Below are 16,963 nucleotides of genomic sequence, written 5' to 3' on the forward strand. Positions count from 1 at the left end.
AAAGATTAATTATGAATTTTATAAAAATAATAAAATTTGATTTTATAAATATAGTGAGAAACCCAACGTTAATAATTGCAAATACCATAGTTCCTATTATAATCATCGGAGTTATGGGTTTTGTAACTAAAGGAAGTTACAACGCTTCAACTGTTGATTCGTATGATTACTATGGAGTTACTATGATGATTTTTACAGCAATAATGCTTGCAATGACAGCAACAAACACCTTTATGGAAGAGAAGGTTAAGAAAGGAAATACTCGTATTATATATGCCCCAGTTTCAAAAACAACAATATATTTTTCTAAATTGCTGGCCACCTATATTTTAGGCACAATTTGTTTTAGCATTATTATGCTTTTAGGTCAGTACCTTATGCACATTAACTTTGGCGGGAAAAATATTCTCTATATCATGCTATTAATAAATGCGCTTTCTTTTTTGGGCTGCTGCCTTGGTACAATGTTTTGTAGTATTTTTAAAAATGAGCAGCTTGCCAATTCTATCATGCAGATCCCAATACTAATATTTATACTTTTAGGAGGCAGCTTCTTTCCAGTAGAGGGTCTTGGAAAAGCAATTGCTAAAATATCAGTTATATCACCTATAAAGTGGATTACAGAATGTGCTTTTAGAATTATTTATGATAAAGACTTTAGCATATTTATACCTACGATTTGTGTAATTCTAGTTTTTTCTATAGTCTGTATTATTATTTGTCATATAACTTTTGAACCGGAGGAATATGTATAATGAATATATTAAATATCTTTAAAAATAACCTTTATCGAACCCTATCGCAGAAAGCTACTATAGTTATGGCCTTTATACTTATACCTCTTATGACTGGTATGGCAGTATTTTTTTCAGAAAAGACAGAAATAAAAGGTAGTATTGGTTACGTATGTGATAATTCAGTAAGTATCCCAAGAGATCCTAATATTAATATTGAAGTTCTAAAAGAAAAACCAGCCTTTTCATCTCTCCTCATGGGAAAATATACTGCTATTGTGGAGAAATCAGGAGATAATTATAATGTGACTACACTGAAAAGTAATAAGGATAAGGAACTAATAGAAGGATTTTTTAAGACAGGCAAGGTATCAGATGCTAATAGTAACTCTGATACTGTAAGGAAAGGCATAGGGACTAATATCTTAGGTTATATCCTGATGATTTTATTGATGCAAGGCATAGCACTTATAAATTTATATACTGAAGATAGAGATAAGAAAACTTTAAGAAGAATATTAATGTCGCCAGCCAATGAGAGGGTATATCTTTTAACCCAAGGATTGTTCACATTTTTATCTATCTTAATACCTTCTTATTTAACCTTAGTAATTACAAAGCTTGTATTTAGAGTGGATATTAATTTTAGCTATGGAATACTATTTATTTTAGTTGCAATAATTTCAGCTTTATCAACTTCACTGGCACTTCTATTTGCTTCAGTGCTTGGAACAGACTATTCTTTAGCTTCCACAGGTATATATGTATTAACCAGCCTACTTGCAGGATGTTATGTTTCCTTAACAGGGAATAATAGTGTTTTAAGTATGTTATTGGGTATATTGCCACAAAAAGCATATATGACCATGATACAAGGAATAGAAAATGGAAAGCATATCTACCAGTTTAGTAGCCAACTTTTATATCTGCTCGTTTGGATTGTTGGTGCTTATTTACTAGGAAGTGCTGTAAATAGAAGTAAGATTAAAGTTGGGACTTACTAAAGATATTTTACTTTAATCTGAAAATAATAAGTCTAAACTAGGTTTAACAGCTTTAAACTTACTAAAGAGATAGTACATCAATCTGGAATTTATTTTCAGATATTTTAATTCTAGTAGCTCACTCTTATGCCGCTTTATGGATAATAACTTTATTAAATATGGTTAAGAGTAAAAAATCACACTGAAGAATCTAACTTCAGTGTGATTTTTTATATGGGTTGATTATTTATGCTTGTCTTAGATTTTTTGGAATTTTTAACATAAGATAATATAGTAATAGTAGCTATGATACATAAAGTTCCTAGCCATTGCAGCAATCCAAGGTTTTGATGCAGCCAAAGTACAGACAATAAAGCTGCTGACAAAGGTTCAGCTGAGGATAAAATACTTGCTTCTGTTGGCTTTAAGTGCTTTAAGCTTTCTAGATAGAGAGTAAAAGCAATTAAAGTTCCAAATAAAACTACAAAGAAGGTGGCTAGTACAGAGTAAGAGTCCCATTGGCCAGTGCAATCCCAAGGTTTATGGATAAAGGAAAAAGTAATTCCTCCTATTAGCATACCCCAACCTACAATAAGTATAGAGCCGTATTTTTCAAGTAGCTTTTGAGGCTGCAAAGTATAAAAGGCTGCTGCTAAGGCAGAACCAAAGCCCCAAAATAAAGCCAGTTTAGAAATAGATAAGCTATGAACATTACCATCTGTGATAATGAGAAAGGTGCCTAATATGGCCAAGGTTATAGCTAGCATTTCTTTCAAATTTGGAGCTTTCTTTGTTCTAATAGCCAAATAGCAGGTTATTAAAACTGGTGATAAATACTGAAGTATGGTGGCGGTTGCTGCATTTCCGTATTTTATAGCAGCAAAATAAGTATATTGAACTCCTACCATGCCTATAACACTAAACAATACAAGCCTAGCGCTATCAGCTTTAGATTTCCATATCTCTAAGGTACTCTTTTTATCCTTGAAAAAAGAGTATATTAATAAGATTATACCTGAAGCTAATAAACGTATTACAACTAGCCACTCTGGAGTAAAGGACCTTTGCTGAAACAAATATTGAGCTACTGTGCCAGACACACCCCAAAGCATAGAAGCTATAATAACAAGCATCAGCCCTCTTATTTCTATTTTAGATTTCATTGATATTTTCCTACTTTCTCTATGAAGATTTTTCATTATGTAAGTTCTATTAAGCTTTAATTATGGGAGTAATAAAATAATAACATTCTAATACACTTACTAATGAAGTTATAATTTATATATTTATAGTTTAATAAACACTCTTTTGATAAGGGGTACAACTTTATCTGTCTACGTTAATGATACTGTTGAAATTAATTGGTTATAAAGGAGATGCTATATGCGCAAGTTCATGAAAGCACCGGATGACTGAACACTCAATTTCAACACAGCACTTAAACAGAGTCAAATAATATAATGCAAATATATTGCTTTTTGTAAGTGAATCTGTAATAATTTTATTATTATTTTTGGGCTTTAACAATTAATATATTGCCTAAAATAAAAACTATATTAGCGAGATGATATAATGCAGGCAACGAAAATAGAAGTGAATCACAATTTGCAGGAAACAGTAAAGCATGGTTCCTATGATTTTCCCATAGCAGTGTATACAGATAGATTCAGTCTATTTAAGGAAGGTTATATTAGATGGCATTGGCATAAGGATTTGCAGTTTTCCTATGCTATTTATGATAAGGTGGTAGTGTTTATTGAGGATGAAGAGATAGTGCTGTCTCCAGGTGAGGGAATTATGATAAATTCCAATGTGCTTCATCAGATTAAACCATACAATAATAGTGATTGCATGATGTTTTCAATTGACTTCGATCCAGTTTTTCTTGGTGGCACTGAGCAATCAGTAATAGAGAAGAAGTATTTAGCTCCAATCATTGAAAATAGTAATTTAAAATATATAAGCCTAAAGCCAGAAGAACAGTGGCAGAAGAATATTTTGACTTTGATAAAAGCTGTCTTTACACTATCTCATGAAAAGCCTTACGGGTATGAGCTTGAAATGAGAAATAATCTAAGTATGGTTTGGCTACATTTGATCAGAGAAATTAAAGCTGATAGCTTGATTTCTGAGCAAATAATTTCAAAGGATGATAATAGAGTAAAGCTGTCTATGGAATATATACATGAAAAATACACAAGCAATATTCTTTTAGAAGATATAGCAATGGCTGCAAATATAAGCAAGAGCGAGTGCTGTCGTAGCTTTAAGAGGATATTAAAGATTACGCCCTTCGAATATTTAATGGAGTATAGGGTTTCAAAGGCTGCAGAGCTGCTGCTAAAAACTGAAGAATCTATTACCAACATTGCCTTAGAGGTAGGATTTAACGGGATAAGTTATTTTGCAAAGGTATTTAAAAAATATAGAAATTGTTCTCCTTCAGAGTATAGAAAGAGAGAAGTGGAGGGTTTATTACAAATATAGACTACACTGATTTATTGACGCTTAATAATTATAAAGGTATTATATAGTATAAATACATATATTTGAATATAGGTAATATAATGTATAATAATTTCATCCTATTCTTGAGTCCAATAATTGAGGTGTTTGAATTAATGAAAAAAACTTTAATGTTAATGCTACTAGTAGCTATAGTTATTCCAATTGTTATAGCCTTCATTGAAAGAACAATGTTTCCGGAAGTAGCCAAGCATATAATAAAAAGGCTTCCATTCGATCTTAATAACAAAAAGTTAGTATTATTAAATATTATAGTAGGAACTTTTTTAGAAGAATTGATATATAGACAAGTGATTCAAGCAGTTATCACAAAATTTACTTCGGTTCCTTTTGCCATAATAGTAGTATCTATCGCTTTTACGCTAATGCACTATTCCTCAGGACAATTTAGTATAGTGTTTTTTGATTTATTAGGTATATTTGTAGACAGTGTTCTTTATGGCTTGATTTTTTCAAGGTCCAATATATTATTTTCTTGGTCAGCCCATTGCATCAGCGACTTGGTAGGACTATTATGCTTGTTAATATAAGTAAAAGTGAAAATTGATGCAATTAAAAGGGTGATTATTACAGTAAGGTTCTAACTAATTTTTCTTTATCCTCTCTAGTATTACTTCTACAAAGTACCCAACTAATGAAAACAAGGCTACTAATGAATATGCAAACCTTTTATCAGCTGCTTGCATCATTCCTATTGTAGAGCTAAATCCTTCTTCCAGCATGAAATTAGTTATGTTGAAGATTAGTATAATTGCAAAGATGAATATTCCTAGAAATACAAATTTAAGTTTCATAAAAGTCTCCTTCGGCTTAAATTTAATTTTTATAAGTACGTATTAAATTATAGTTGCTGCTAGCCATAATTATAACTTTTTACTATAAAAAGGATGTTGTAAGAGTGACCTGTTAAGATTATGTACTTAGCTATCTGATGATTTAAATTTAATGGTTTACTTATATAGAATCTATTTAATGATCACTTAATTTCAATACATAGCATACTTTAAAATCACACTAGCCATAAAGGAAAGTGTGATTTTAATTTATCTGCAAAAGGCTATTATGTATAGGTATCCTTTACGGAAACTTAATCTATACATCTTCGATAATCACAACCTCTGGGGATTAGATGATCCAGGCTTCTGGGGATCATTGTGCATGTATAAATTAATAGTTCAAGTTGCTTCCCTATAGTGTTTTCTATTAGCATACGGTTAGTTGTTAATTTGGATAATTATAGTAAAATATAAATACTTTAACAATTAGTTATTGACCCTAACATAACGTCATAGTGTAATATAAAAATTGGCCAAGATAAATTAATGAATGTCTATAGACAATAAAATTCAGTTTAGAGGTGTATCCATGAGAACGGTAAAGCAGGTTTCGGAGTTAACTGGAATAAGTGTGCGCGCACTGCATTATTACGATGAAATAGGATTGTTAAAACCAAGCGAGATTACAGAAGCAGGTTATAGGCTTTATGATGAGGAAGCTCTCAAAACCTTGCAGCAAATTCTGTTTTTTAAAGAGCTAGATATACCTTTGAAGGAAGTTAAAGAAATAATGACTAGTCCATATTTCGATAAAATGAAAGCTTTAGAGGAGCAAAAGAAGCTACTGATATTAAAAAGAAAAAGACTTAATGGTTTGATAGATCTTATAAATAAGACCTTGAAAGGAGAAGGAAATATGAACTTTGAAGAATTTGATATGAGTGAATACTACAAGGTTTTGGAGGAATATAAGTTAGAGCATGAAGATAAAATAATCAAAGCTTATGGAAGCATAGAAAAATACAATGAAAGTATTGAAAAAATTAAATCTAAAGAAGCTGAAATTGCTAAGTCTGCTATTAGGCAATATGGAAGTATTGAAAGATATGCTAAGGCTATTAAAAATAACTTAAATAGTGAAAAACTAGAAAACTTATCAGAGAAAATCGATAAATTTAGAAAGGATTTATTAGAAGAAAATCATCCAAGATTAAAGGAGTTATATAGAAAATTAATAGAGGATACAAGCAAGGATCCTACTTCTAAGGAAATACAAGAAGTTGCGGAAGAAATATCAGCTACAGCTAAAAAAGATTATGATGTATTTCAAGTAGAGGAGATTGGGGGGCAGTTTTGGTATAGTCATGTCCAAATGTATTTAGTTTTTCCGGATTGGATAAAATCCTTTGAGGACAAGTATGGTGAAGGAACCTGTAAGTTCGTTGGAGAGGCTTTAAAAAAGAATCTAGATAATAAGAAACCTAGAGCAGTGGAATTATATGAAGAGCTTTTAGCGGACCTAAGTAAAGATCCAGCCTCCGAAGAAATACAGCAAATTGTTAAAGAAATAGAAGAACTACATGAAAAAACTAACAAAATCTATAAATTAGATCAGGGAGATAATTATATGGGCTATATGGCAGAGTCCTATTTATCAAATGATATTATAATAAAAGCAACTGATAAGAAATATGGAGAGGGTGCTTCTAAGTTTATTGGAGAAGCCTTCAAGTTCTACTCAGAAAAATAAGTAATTAGTAGGTGCTTTAAGCGCATCAAATTCAAAGCTTATGGAAAGCTCCTATTTAGTTTTTCTATACTTTAAAGGAGTCTTTCCATAAGTTTTCTTAACATCCTAGAAAAATTTGCTTAATAAGTATAACCTACTTTTTTAGCCACCATCTCAGCAGGTAAGTCTTTTATATACAAGAATTTTTTAGCTATGATTATCCTAAGTTGCTTTGTATATTTTCCAACAGGTATATTATAGTGTTTAATAAATCCCGTCTTTAGCTTCTGCTCATTTAAAAATACCAGCTTGCTTAGGGTTTTTACAATACCAGCTTCATCAAGTTATCTGTCTGCTCATCATCACCTAGTTTAAAGATATGGGTATCAAACTTTTCAAAGCCTAGCTTTTCATAAAATTTTATGGCGTTTATGTTGTGTTCCCATACGCCTAGCCAAATATAATCTAAATTAGTGTTCTTTCCAAGCTCAATAGCCTTAAGTATTAAACTTTTGCCCACTTGCTTGCCTTTATAATCTTGTAGTACGTAAATTCTTTGTACTTCTAAAGTGTTTTCGTGACCTGGCTCTGTTTGGGCTTTGTCAAAATTAACCTTCATGTAAGCAGCTACATTTTCATTACTTTCAACTATATAAAATTTTGAACCACTATTTTTAAGTTCACTTTCTATTTGTTCATAAGAAAAATTATCTTTTAAGTAATTATCCATATCTTCTTTTGTATTTTCATTAGAAAATGTTTCATAAAAGGTTTTTTCTCCTACATATTTAAGTTTTTCCACATCTTCTAAACCACATTCTCTTACTAAAAAGTTATCCATAAAGTTCATTCCTCCAAAATTTGTTATATGAGTGTACCTCTTCAGGAATAAAATTTGTATTTTTAAATTCTACTCCCAGAAGTCAGAAAAGCTTTAAAAATAGGTTTTAGATTGAAACTGTGCATCTTTAAATTAAAATATATTAGTAACCCAAAAACTACAAACTTATATAATCTAACAGGAACAACTTAAGTGTAATAAAAGAGCCACATATTTTGTAAGTATTAGCAAATACTTAGTAGTTCCTTTGAGATCTCCTCAAATCTTACATCATTTATCCAAAGTTTTTTCTTAAATCTTTCATCATCTATTCTTTCAATAATTACTTTGTCTGGAGCTATTTCCTTAGTAATAATCTTTAGTCTTTCAATTGATTCTTCATCGTCGTTATAACCATTGATGATAGTGATTTCAAATATAAATTTCCCTTTATATTGTTTATTAAAAGAAACCATGCTTGAAATGTAATCTTCTATTGTATAACCATCAATTGGCCTTTGGATCTTTTGGAAATCTTCTTCTGTTATTGTTTTTATTTCTCCAATAACCTCATCACACTTATTAGCAATTTCTATGTATTCAGATCTACCTAGCAAATACCCATTAGACAGTAGTCTTACAGGCAAACCTTTAGCTTTTATTACATCAATTATATAAGAAATTTTGTCATTAACTAAAGCCTCACCTTTTGAATTAATAAAAATTAATTCTGCTTTAGTATTTTCTATCATGATTTCTAGATCCTTCAATGAACTATCCATATCATCAAATGACCTTTGGATATCTACCTTATTTTGAGATCTTCCAATAGGACAAAATATACAATCAAAATTACAATGCTTTTCAGGAAGTACATTAACCTCCAATACTTTTTTTCCATCTTCAATATAAACTTCTTTGTAGCTGAAAACCCCCATTATTATGACCTCCTTGAATTACTGTATTGTAACTTGTTTATTGTTTATATCAAGAATGAAAAGCTTACAGCTTCCACCTAAATTAACCTGTATGGTTTCTGACAATTCCTTTAAGGCGTTTTCAAAGTATTCTGTTCTTGTTTCATCTACTAATTCAATACATAAAAAAGCATTCTTTGTATCTTCAGTTAGCATGGTTCTTACGGACTCACGCCAATTAAAGCATCTGCAAATTGCTCCTTCATTATCCTTATATACTATCTCACCTTCGTATGGAGGCTCACTTTTGTCTGTTCCTAGTGTAATAAAGTCTTCGTTTCCAACAGCCTTAGTCAACCTAATGTTGCCAGCAAATTTATCAATATCCTCTCCACCGCAAGGTAATGCGTATTTAAGTGAAATACAATTATAGATATCTACTAGTGGGTTAATAGTACCTAAATGATTGCCGTTATTAACTCTTTTTAATAATGCTTCAATTGAGGATCTAGCGCCTTTTTTTGTTTTAAACTTTTGAAAAGTCTCTCTCCATACTTTTATAACTTGATTGCTACTAAATTCATCATTCTGCAAATGTTTTAAAGCTTCCTTTTCTGCGTTAAGGATAGACTCCTTATATTTGTCTTCATCCTTTATAGAGTTGTCTATATCTTGGCAGATAACCACTCCTATCTTAGCATTGGGGAATAGGCTCCAAAAATCATCCTCTATTATGAAATCTTTCATTATTGCTCCTCCTTGTATAATTGAATTATTTATATTCTGAAACAGCCTATAAAACTGAATCTTAAAGCATAAGCTTTCTGATATATTAAAGTCTTTCTATGAATAGCTTGCTAAGAAGTCTAAGTTTATCAATAGTTTATTATTGTATTATTTATTAGTAATTATTGATAAATTAAATGCCTTTACACCATCATGATCTAGAAATTAGAATTAAGCCAGCCATACATAAGACAACACCTGATATAGTAGTGAAGGAAATCTTCTCCTTATAAAGCAATAACCCTATAGGGATAAGTAAAAGTGCTACCGAAGTATTTGATAAAAGACTGGTTACACTTATATTCCATCCAGATTTATATGACAATAAGAATCCTAATTCTACACCTACAACTGCAAATCCTAGTAAAATACTTGTCCAGTTCGCGACTCTAATTGATTCTATTAAATTTGTCCCAGGCACAAAAATAAAGAATGATATAATGGATATAACTAAAGCACAAGCGTAGGTAACAATCAAAGCTGCAATTGGATGCAAGGCTGATGGCGTTGATTTTTGAGATAAATGATAGCACAAGCTTGATATAATCACTATTAAAATTGGGGAGTACTGAGACTTCACAAACATCACTCCTAACTGTTCTTTTCGCGTATTTGACTTTCCGAATGTTTATGAGGAAAATCTGGCAGGCGAAGAAGCTTTCTTTTTTATTGGGTTATTTTAGCCTCCTAATAGTGCTAGGTTTAGTTAATAAAAAATTGTAGTTTCTTATACATTAAAAAAAAGCCCAAGGAAATATTATAAAAATATCTCCCAGGCTTTTATCCTTCCGTGTACACAGTTACCTGTGCGTCTTCTCTTGGACCAGCCAGTATAAACTGCGGAACCCTAGAAGACTAAACTATATAAAAAATCAAAATTTATAAGTTGCAACTTACTAGAATTAATTTAGCATAGTAGAAAAGTTTAGTCAACTTAATTTTGAACTCAGAAATCTAAAAGTGATCTTTATTTAAAATATGTTAAAGTACTGTATTGAAATTAATTTCAAAAATATTATTAAATATATCCTTATTAAATATAAAGCTACTTGACATTGCAAAGTAGGTGTTATATATTGGTATCAAGCTACTATACAAAGCATAGTAGGGAGGAATTATTATGGATGAAGCACAATTACTTAAAGGAATCCTAGAAGGTACGGTTTTAAGCATTATTTCTCGAGGGGAAACTTATGGTTATGAAATACTGCTGGTACTAAATAAATATGGATTTAAGGATATCTATGAGGGGACACTTTACCCAATATTAACTAGAATGGAGAAAAAGAACATTATAACTTGTCGTATTGAAAAGTCGCCCTTAGGGCCTAAACGTAAGTATTATACTATTACGAAGTCTGGCGAAACATATTATGAAGAATTCAAAAAAGTATTTATGGAAATTACATCAAAGGTAAATGAAATTATAAATGCAGATAGCTTATAGATTTATTGGGAGGATAGAATGGATATTGGTAAAAATAAGGTTGATAAATATGAGGGGTATAAAAACTATGTTAATTTACTAATGGATGACTATAGAAAAGACTTTGATAAGATAGAGGTATACGTTATTGGCTCATCTAAACTTAATACCTCTGAAAAAAACAACTGTCTCTTGCAAGTATTAGACACATTTTTATCTGCTCAAGAAGAGGAAAAATCAGTAATTCAAGTTACAGGACCAGATTTAAAGAGATATTGTGATGACATGATCTATGGAGAAAGGATTTATATTTATAAATCATCTAGGATATTCTTCATTTTGCTTGGCACCTTGTTTTATACCGCCTATATGCAAGTATTTCCTAGAATTTTTGATGCCATAAAATTAGGAGATATGAGAGTAATATTTAAAACAATTAATTTTGGAATAGCTGATATTATACTAATGCTGGCCTATATATGTATTCCTGAAATCATTTCCTTTGTAACAAAATCGCAGTTTGAGAATCCTAGAAGATGCAGAAGGATTAAGCGATATACATATTATGCAATATGGATTATTACAATAATGATTTATTCCTTTATAAAAGACAATGATAAGAGTAGTCTGATGATTATGTCTTTCTCAAAGGTATCATTAATTCTTTTATATTTAGGATTAATTAATTTTGTAATATTATTTCTGATGAAAGTTCTAGAACGAGGTAGCATGGAAGAAGAAAAGGAAGCTAGAGAAGAAAAATACTTAGATAAATTAAATACACAATATCAAATGCATGTTGAAAGAAGAAAGAGAAGTAATAAAGAACCTTTAGAATTTGAGAGCTTTAAAGCTAAGAGAGTAAGGAATAATTTTTTCACTATAGCAATGTTTTCTATATACCTTTTAATATTCTTGCTGCTGGCAGTTCTTATAGGGAGAGGTATGTACATTCAGAATAGTATAGATGTTTTAGGAATTATCTTTTTATTTATAATAGCTCTATTAAGTATTTTAATGACAGTATCTATAAGATTCTTTGTATTAATAAATAAAAGTCTTTCTTAATTCATTAATAGTTTATATATGATATGAATTTTTGATAAGAATCAGTGAAAATATAGAAGAACATTGGCTTGAGTAATGGAGCCACGGAAGAGGTAGAATGAGAAAAATATTAGCAATTATTATAAGAATGACCTTAGGCTTTTTATTATGTGCCTGTGGAACAGTTATGGCTCTTAACTCTAAATTGGGCTTAAGTCCATGGGATGTATTCCATCAAGGGCTAACAAAGGTAACCGGTATAACTCTTGGACAGGCTAGCATTATAGTTGGCATAATTATTGTTATAATAACAAGTATATTAGGACTTAAGGTTGGAATTGGAACAATAGCTAACATGATAGTAATTGGATGTTTCATTGACTTAATAATATACAGCAAGATTATTCCTGTTTGTAGTAGTGTAGCTACTGGTATGTTAATGATGATAGGTAGTCTATTTGTAAGTGCTATAGGTAGCTATTTTTATATAAGCTGCGAGATGGGATGTGGGCCTAGAGATGGTCTTATGATTGCTTTAGTTAGTCTTACTGGCAAACCTATTAGCTTAATACGATTTTTTATAGAAATGGGAGCTTTAATAATTGGCTGGACATTAGGAGGCTTTGTTGGAGTTGGAACACTTATAACTGCCTTTGGAATAGGGTATTGTGTACAAGTAGTATATAAGTTACTAAAGTTTGATGTAAAGGCCCTAAGCCACAGAAATATAAAGCAAGGTTTCATATTTATTAATGATTGTATAGTAAATCAAAGATAATTAAGCAACAGTTCTTTTAGATATATAAGGTAAGATATTTTATAATAAGGTTATGTTCAACACAGTACTTCAACATAGCCTCTAATAAATATCTTATCTTTTTCTTTATGTGAAAGTATAAAGCTTTTATTAGCTAAAGTTAGTAATATCAAGAACTTACAACAGCTATGCAGGCTGAGCAGTAAAAAATGATATTATATCTCCTTCCAGAATTTCTTCACATATGTTTAATAAATTTAAATTGTTAATAAGGATTATTGAAGACGCTTCAGCGGCTTTTTATAATATTTAATTTACTCTTTTAGCAATGGTGGTATAATATGGTTAAGATGTACCTTTCTGTATAAGAACTATATTAAAGTTCCTCTGGCTTCTAAATGTTGTATCTAAAAATATCGTTTCTTATAGATGATTTAAAACTAAAGTATAAATTAAAATAGATATTGTTATAAGAGATATTAAAGGGGGGATTGGTGTGCTAGATAATTTTAAGAAAGAGAACTTAAATGATAAGATAGTCAGTATAATTAACTTTTTATTATGGATTTTACTTGTATTTGTAGTAGTTTCAACTATTATAATGTTTCTAAAGTCAAAAAGATGGTTTTATGTTATACTTGGAGTACTCCTTGTTGGAGGAACATTGGTAAATATTAAGTATTTCAGAGGATTGAAAACACACTAAAATAAATATATATTTCAATAGTTGAATTTTACTGTTCTAAAAAATGAGGCGATTTATGGTGGTCAACCTATCGCCTCATTTTTATTTCTCAAATAAGTATGAGGTTTTTTCTAGTACATGAAATTGATAAAATATATTTAGTAAAAAATATTGTTGAAATTAGGTTGGTGTAGTAGACATTATGAGAGGATAAATCAACTATCTACTTCAACTAGGAGTTATAACATCTCCGTAGATAAAGGATTGGAGGAATTTTTATGATGTTAGATATCTTTAGTGCGTAGCAGAGGCTATTGCATTAATTAAATAAAGTTTAATGAGGTAGCCTTTGCTGTTCCTAAAAATGTTAGAGAACTAGGAGGAGCAAAATGAGCTATTTAAAAAAATATCAATGGGAGCTGGTTCCTGAGAAATTACCAGTGGTAAAAAGAAACTGTCCTAAATGTAATGAAAAAGCAACTTATATAAATACTGAGAAATTCAGAGTAAATGCAAATAAAAATAATCTTGATATTTGGATGATTTATCAATGTGAGAAGTGCAAGTCCACTTATAATATGACTATATATGAAAGGATTAAGCCTTTTGATATTAATAAGGAGGAGTATGAAAAGTTCCTTTCAAATGATAAAGAACTAGCCAGAAAATATGCTTTTAATTTAAATATGTACAGTAAAAATAAAGCTGAGGTTATTTTTGAAACTGTAAGTTATGCCTTGGTTCAAAAGGAATTAAATGCCTCATATATAAAAGAAAATGAGCTAGTTTTTGAAATTTGTTGTAAATATCCAGTAGAAATTAGAGTGGATAAGCTTTTAAGTGATATACTAGGACTTTCTAGAAGTAAGATTAAAAATATGCATAATAGAGGTTTGATTTTTATTAATGACGGCAAGAATTCAATGAATTCTAAAATAAAAAATAAAATGGAAATACATGTTTTAAAGGTAGAAGAGAATATAGAGCTTTTGGAACTTATAGTATAGTGAAATCGTCGATGGTAGATCAGTAAGCGAGGCTATTGGATTATTAGCCTCGCTTACTTCTTTTTGCAATATATATATAATAATTTTACCTTGTCAGAACTTATGGTACCTATGAAATTTGGGATAGGTATCCGGAATCAGGTTAAATACTTATTTTAGTCGAAGTTAAAGAAGAAAAATTCAGTTTCCTATTATAGTTTTTTCATATACATTAATAAAGGACAGATTTGCAAAAAATCATTGAAGAAATATACTTTGGTAATTTTCCTATATGATATTACTTGGAAGCCAAGGTTCCAGTATGGAATAAGGAATTTTTACATCAGGTAAACTTTCGCCCATTTTTACATTAGGTTTTAATGCACCGTGATAATCACTGCCGCCTGAGGCATGTAGATTATGTTCCTTGCAGTAATCAAGTAGGTGCTTTGTTCTTTCAATGGTGTGAAGAGAATGATAACATTCTATACCATCAAGAGCATTTAGCGACACTATTGAGTCAAGAAAAGCATCGTGGTCTTCTACAAAATAACCATAAAGGTGTGCAAGAAAGGATTTACCACCTGCCTTTTTGATTAGGGCAGCAGCTTCTGGTACTGTGAGATAATCCTTCATCTGATCTAGAAAGAATGGACTTTCTGGGTTGTTTACACAGGTTCTATAAAAGGCATTAAGACTTTCCCATATATTTTTGTCCAAAAGTCTTTCATTTTCAGGATATTTTCTTATATCTGCATGGAGTATCTGTGTTGCAAAGTATTTTCCTCTAATTGATAAATTATCGCTATACTTAATATTAAGATTTCTGCATACCTCCATCATTTTCTTTAGGTAAGTATTTTCTCTTTCGTAAAATTTCTCATCAGAAACTATTCCAGTTGAACTTATTACCTCTAGATCTATACCATATCCTAAGATCTCAATTGGTTTTCCATTATGTACAGCAGAGAATTCACAGCCTGGTATAAGTTTGCCCTCATAGTATTGATGAATATTTATTTCCTTAAGCTTTGTGCTTTAATGAGGAGATCTTTAGGCTCGTCAGAACCATCAGACGTAGTAGTGTGCATATGTAAATCTATCATAGTAGTATGACTCCTTATGTTATTTAGGGATGTAGCTTCAAGATTGAAATTACACAGAAAACCTAGATGGGAACAAAAGAGGTTTCTCAAATAAGTCTTTTATGGAAGATGTACATCCTATACATTATATATTGTATCTAACTTTGTATACTTAAAGCAATAACTAAAGAATCACATGTGGAATTAAAAGAATATTATGAAAAAAACTATTTTATTATATAAAACAATATCCATTTTATGTATAATTAAATTATTGTACAATCATATAGTTTATTGACTTAGAATAGAAAAATAGTATGAGTTAAAATGAGAGGAAGTAATAAAATGGAATTTATGATACAGTTGTATGTAAAAAATGCGAAGGAAGCCATTGAGCTTTATAAAAAAGCCTTTGACGCAAAACTAGTTTATATTGAGTACACTCAAGAAAACGCAGTACTTCATTCAGAAATTATTGCACATGGGCAAAAGCTAGCAATTAGTGATTATGAAGAAGCTTCAGTAACCGGTACAGTTTTTCAGATAGATGTAAGGATGCAAACTGCAGGGGATGTAGAAAAAGCCTATGAAGTCTTAAGAGAAGAAAGTAATACCAATGTTCCTATTGGATCATCTTCCTTTAGTCCATGCATGGTGGACTTTGTCGATAAATTTGGAGTTAGATGGTGCCTTTTCTCAGAATGGCCTGATTTAAAATAGAAGCTGTATATAGCAGACTTAAAAGAATAATAAATATTTGTTTAGTTGATTATATAATTTTTATATAAAAATATATCTTTATTGAGAGGATTATTATATGATTGATAGAAAAACAAAATCCGCAAATAAACTACAAATGATTTTATATGTATTTGTAACTTATTTATTTTCGTGGATTATTTGGGGCATTATATATGCCTCTGATAGAAATATAATTTCTTATGACATTTACAAGAATTATGTTGGAGTTTTTTTTGCAATAGGTGCGTTTATGCCAACCATTATGGCTATAATCTTTACTGGATTTTTTTATGGAACTGATGGAGTAAAGAACTTACTTAAAAAAGGTATTATTTGGAGAATCAATCCTTTATATTATATATTCATTTTGTTTTATGTAGTATCATCATTTTTTGTACCTCTCTGGTTTTGTAATATTACAGGTAGTTCTTATAATTTTGATATATCAATGAATTTTAATAGTGTACTACTTAATTTCTTTTTAGTTTTACTTTTGGGTGGTCCACTTGGAGAAGAGTTTGGGTGGCGTGGCTTTGCTTTAACAAAACTTCAGAATAAACTAAATCCAATTTATTCAAGTATAATTTTGGGAGTAATTTGGTCATGTTGGCATTTACCACTTTTTTTTATTCAGGGTACACCACAATATGGAATACCTTTTAGTTTGTTTATAATATCAGTGATGTGTTTATCATTAGTTTTTACATGGATATATAACAGAACTCATGGAAGTGTATTAATGACTATTCTTCTTCACACATTATATAATATTACGCCATTAATTAATCCGTATTTTGTAAAATCATTTAATAGATATACTGCTACTTGGATTATATACCAGTTTATAATTATACTATTTATTATATGGGATACGATAAAAAGATCTTCAAAGCAAATCAATTAATATTAAAATGATATAGAATAAGAAAAATTATGTTGACCGCAAGATATTTCTTATATAGGGA

19 protein-coding genes and 1 riboswitch are annotated in these 16,963 nt (G+C 30.2%); of the genes, 12 read left to right on the top strand and 7 right to left on the bottom strand.

Going from position 1 to position 16,963, the window contains the following annotated elements; all coding sequences use genetic code 11:
• Positions 1–11 precede the first annotated feature (11 nt).
• On the top strand, positions 12–755 hold the full coding sequence (locus tag C1I91_RS12430) for an ABC transporter permease (protein ID WP_128213171.1): 744 nt from the start codon (positions 12–14) through the stop codon (positions 753–755).
• A complete protein-coding gene (locus tag C1I91_RS12435; protein WP_128213172.1) occupies positions 755–1,738 on the top strand; it encodes an ABC transporter permease in 984 nt (327 codons plus the stop codon). The genes C1I91_RS12430 and C1I91_RS12435 overlap by 1 nt, the downstream gene beginning before the upstream one ends.
• Positions 1,739–1,947: 209 nt before the next feature.
• Here the strand turns inward: C1I91_RS12435 and C1I91_RS12440 are convergent, their stop codons facing one another.
• A complete protein-coding gene (locus tag C1I91_RS12440) occupies positions 1,948–2,880 on the bottom strand; it encodes a DMT family transporter (protein WP_128213173.1) in 933 nt (310 codons plus the stop codon).
• Between the two features lie 409 nt (positions 2,881–3,289).
• Between C1I91_RS12440 and C1I91_RS12445 the strand changes: the two genes are divergently transcribed.
• Both C1I91_RS12445 and C1I91_RS12450 read left to right on the top strand, forming a co-directional pair.
• Positions 3,290–4,204, top strand: coding sequence for a helix-turn-helix domain-containing protein (locus tag C1I91_RS12445; RefSeq protein ID WP_128213174.1), 915 nt, complete (start codon positions 3,290–3,292; stop codon positions 4,202–4,204).
• Positions 4,205–4,338: 134 nt separating this feature from the next.
• Complete coding sequence (locus C1I91_RS12450; RefSeq protein WP_164880521.1) at positions 4,339–4,773, top strand: CPBP family intramembrane glutamic endopeptidase; 435 nt, start codon at positions 4,339–4,341, stop codon at positions 4,771–4,773.
• A gap of 54 nt (positions 4,774–4,827) precedes the next feature.
• On the opposite strand, the gene C1I91_RS12455 is transcribed toward C1I91_RS12450, so the two are convergent.
• Positions 4,828–5,037 carry a hypothetical protein gene (locus tag C1I91_RS12455; RefSeq protein ID WP_128213176.1) on the bottom strand — a complete coding sequence of 70 codons (210 nt, stop codon included), beginning with the start codon at positions 5,035–5,037 and terminating at the stop codon, positions 4,828–4,830.
• Between the two features lie 571 nt (positions 5,038–5,608).
• Here C1I91_RS12455 and C1I91_RS12460 point away from each other — a divergent pair.
• Positions 5,609–6,769: a MerR family transcriptional regulator gene (locus C1I91_RS12460; RefSeq protein ID WP_128213177.1), complete on the top strand. Its 1,161-nt coding sequence runs from the start codon at positions 5,609–5,611 to the stop codon at positions 6,767–6,769.
• Positions 6,770–7,070: 301 nt separating this feature from the next.
• Here the strand turns inward: C1I91_RS12460 and C1I91_RS12465 are convergent, their stop codons facing one another.
• The 4 genes from C1I91_RS12465 to C1I91_RS12480 all read right to left on the bottom strand — a co-directional run bounded on the left by C1I91_RS12465 (position 7,071) and on the right by C1I91_RS12480 (position 9,851).
• Positions 7,071–7,589: a GNAT family N-acetyltransferase gene (locus C1I91_RS12465; protein WP_128213178.1), complete on the bottom strand. Its 519-nt coding sequence runs from the start codon at positions 7,587–7,589 to the stop codon at positions 7,071–7,073.
• A 224-nt stretch (positions 7,590–7,813) separates the two neighbouring features.
• Entirely contained in the window at positions 7,814–8,506 is a 693-nt protein-coding gene (locus tag C1I91_RS12470; protein ID WP_128213179.1) for a radical SAM protein, read from the bottom strand.
• A gap of 18 nt (positions 8,507–8,524) precedes the next feature.
• Positions 8,525–9,232 (bottom strand): B3/B4 domain-containing protein, encoded by a 708-nt coding sequence (locus C1I91_RS12475; RefSeq protein ID WP_128213180.1) that lies wholly within the window; start codon positions 9,230–9,232, stop codon positions 8,525–8,527.
• Between the two features lie 190 nt (positions 9,233–9,422).
• Entirely contained in the window at positions 9,423–9,851 is a 429-nt protein-coding gene (locus C1I91_RS12480) for an EamA family transporter (protein ID WP_128213181.1), read from the bottom strand.
• Between the two features lie 187 nt (positions 9,852–10,038).
• Positions 10,039–10,133: riboswitch (guanidine-I (ykkC/yxkD leader) on the bottom strand.
• A 258-nt stretch (positions 10,134–10,391) separates the two neighbouring features.
• Between C1I91_RS12480 and C1I91_RS12485 the strand changes: the two genes are divergently transcribed.
• From C1I91_RS12485 to C1I91_RS12505, 5 genes are all read left to right on the top strand, one after another.
• The gene (locus C1I91_RS12485; protein ID WP_128213182.1) at positions 10,392–10,718 is read left to right on the top strand and encodes a PadR family transcriptional regulator; all 327 of its coding nucleotides are present in this window, start codon (positions 10,392–10,394) and stop codon (positions 10,716–10,718) included.
• Positions 10,719–10,736: 18 nt separating this feature from the next.
• Positions 10,737–11,765 carry a DUF1048 domain-containing protein gene (locus C1I91_RS12490; RefSeq protein ID WP_128213183.1) on the top strand — a complete coding sequence of 343 codons (1,029 nt, stop codon included), beginning with the start codon at positions 10,737–10,739 and terminating at the stop codon, positions 11,763–11,765.
• A gap of 97 nt (positions 11,766–11,862) precedes the next feature.
• On the top strand, positions 11,863–12,522 hold the full coding sequence (locus C1I91_RS12495) for a YczE/YyaS/YitT family protein (RefSeq protein WP_128213184.1): 660 nt from the start codon (positions 11,863–11,865) through the stop codon (positions 12,520–12,522).
• A gap of 475 nt (positions 12,523–12,997) precedes the next feature.
• A complete protein-coding gene (locus C1I91_RS12500; protein WP_128213185.1) occupies positions 12,998–13,207 on the top strand; it encodes a hypothetical protein in 210 nt (69 codons plus the stop codon).
• A 368-nt stretch (positions 13,208–13,575) separates the two neighbouring features.
• Entirely contained in the window at positions 13,576–14,193 is a 618-nt protein-coding gene (locus C1I91_RS12505; RefSeq protein ID WP_128213186.1) for a DUF1062 domain-containing protein, read from the top strand.
• A 267-nt stretch (positions 14,194–14,460) separates the two neighbouring features.
• Here C1I91_RS12505 and C1I91_RS12510 read toward each other — a convergent pair whose 3' ends face one another.
• On the bottom strand, positions 14,461–15,015 hold the full coding sequence (locus C1I91_RS12510; RefSeq protein ID WP_238475990.1) for a PHP domain-containing protein: 555 nt from the start codon (positions 15,013–15,015) through the stop codon (positions 14,461–14,463).
• A gap of 587 nt (positions 15,016–15,602) precedes the next feature.
• Here C1I91_RS12510 and C1I91_RS12515 point away from each other — a divergent pair.
• Positions 15,603–15,977 carry a VOC family protein gene (locus C1I91_RS12515; protein ID WP_164880522.1) on the top strand — a complete coding sequence of 125 codons (375 nt, stop codon included), beginning with the start codon at positions 15,603–15,605 and terminating at the stop codon, positions 15,975–15,977.
• A gap of 97 nt (positions 15,978–16,074) precedes the next feature.
• The gene (locus C1I91_RS12520; RefSeq protein ID WP_128213188.1) at positions 16,075–16,902 is read left to right on the top strand and encodes a CPBP family intramembrane glutamic endopeptidase; all 828 of its coding nucleotides are present in this window, start codon (positions 16,075–16,077) and stop codon (positions 16,900–16,902) included.
• Positions 16,903–16,963 lie beyond the last annotated feature (61 nt).

The organism is Clostridium manihotivorum, assembly GCF_004015185.1.
Taxonomy (GTDB): Bacteria; Bacillota; Clostridia; order Clostridiales; family Clostridiaceae; genus Clostridium_AR; species Clostridium_AR manihotivorum.

Coding starts and splice junctions, on each gene's coding strand:
- C1I91_RS12430 (WP_128213171.1), top strand. CDS start 12: ATGAATTTTATAAAAATAATAAAATTTGATTTTATAAATATAGTGAGA.
- C1I91_RS12435 (WP_128213172.1), top strand. CDS start 755: ATGAATATATTAAATATCTTTAAAAATAACCTTTATCGAACCCTATCG.
- C1I91_RS12440 (WP_128213173.1), bottom strand. CDS start 2,880: ATGAAATCTAAAATAGAAATAAGAGGGCTGATGCTTGTTATTATAGCT.
- C1I91_RS12445 (WP_128213174.1), top strand. CDS start 3,290: ATGCAGGCAACGAAAATAGAAGTGAATCACAATTTGCAGGAAACAGTA.
- C1I91_RS12450 (WP_164880521.1), top strand. CDS start 4,339: ATGAAAAAAACTTTAATGTTAATGCTACTAGTAGCTATAGTTATTCCA.
- C1I91_RS12455 (WP_128213176.1), bottom strand. CDS start 5,037: ATGAAACTTAAATTTGTATTTCTAGGAATATTCATCTTTGCAATTATA.
- C1I91_RS12460 (WP_128213177.1), top strand. CDS start 5,609: ATGAGAACGGTAAAGCAGGTTTCGGAGTTAACTGGAATAAGTGTGCGC.
- C1I91_RS12465 (WP_128213178.1), bottom strand. CDS start 7,589: ATGGATAACTTTTTAGTAAGAGAATGTGGTTTAGAAGATGTGGAAAAA.
- C1I91_RS12470 (WP_128213179.1), bottom strand. CDS start 8,506: ATGGGGGTTTTCAGCTACAAAGAAGTTTATATTGAAGATGGAAAAAAA.
- C1I91_RS12475 (WP_128213180.1), bottom strand. CDS start 9,232: ATGAAAGATTTCATAATAGAGGATGATTTTTGGAGCCTATTCCCCAAT.
- C1I91_RS12485 (WP_128213182.1), top strand. CDS start 10,392: ATGGATGAAGCACAATTACTTAAAGGAATCCTAGAAGGTACGGTTTTA.
- C1I91_RS12490 (WP_128213183.1), top strand. CDS start 10,737: ATGGATATTGGTAAAAATAAGGTTGATAAATATGAGGGGTATAAAAAC.
- C1I91_RS12495 (WP_128213184.1), top strand. CDS start 11,863: ATGAGAAAAATATTAGCAATTATTATAAGAATGACCTTAGGCTTTTTA.
- C1I91_RS12505 (WP_128213186.1), top strand. CDS start 13,576: ATGAGCTATTTAAAAAAATATCAATGGGAGCTGGTTCCTGAGAAATTA.
- C1I91_RS12510 (WP_238475990.1), bottom strand. CDS start 15,015: ATGATGGAGGTATGCAGAAATCTTAATATTAAGTATAGCGATAATTTA.
- C1I91_RS12515 (WP_164880522.1), top strand. CDS start 15,603: ATGGAATTTATGATACAGTTGTATGTAAAAAATGCGAAGGAAGCCATT.
- C1I91_RS12520 (WP_128213188.1), top strand. CDS start 16,075: ATGATTGATAGAAAAACAAAATCCGCAAATAAACTACAAATGATTTTA.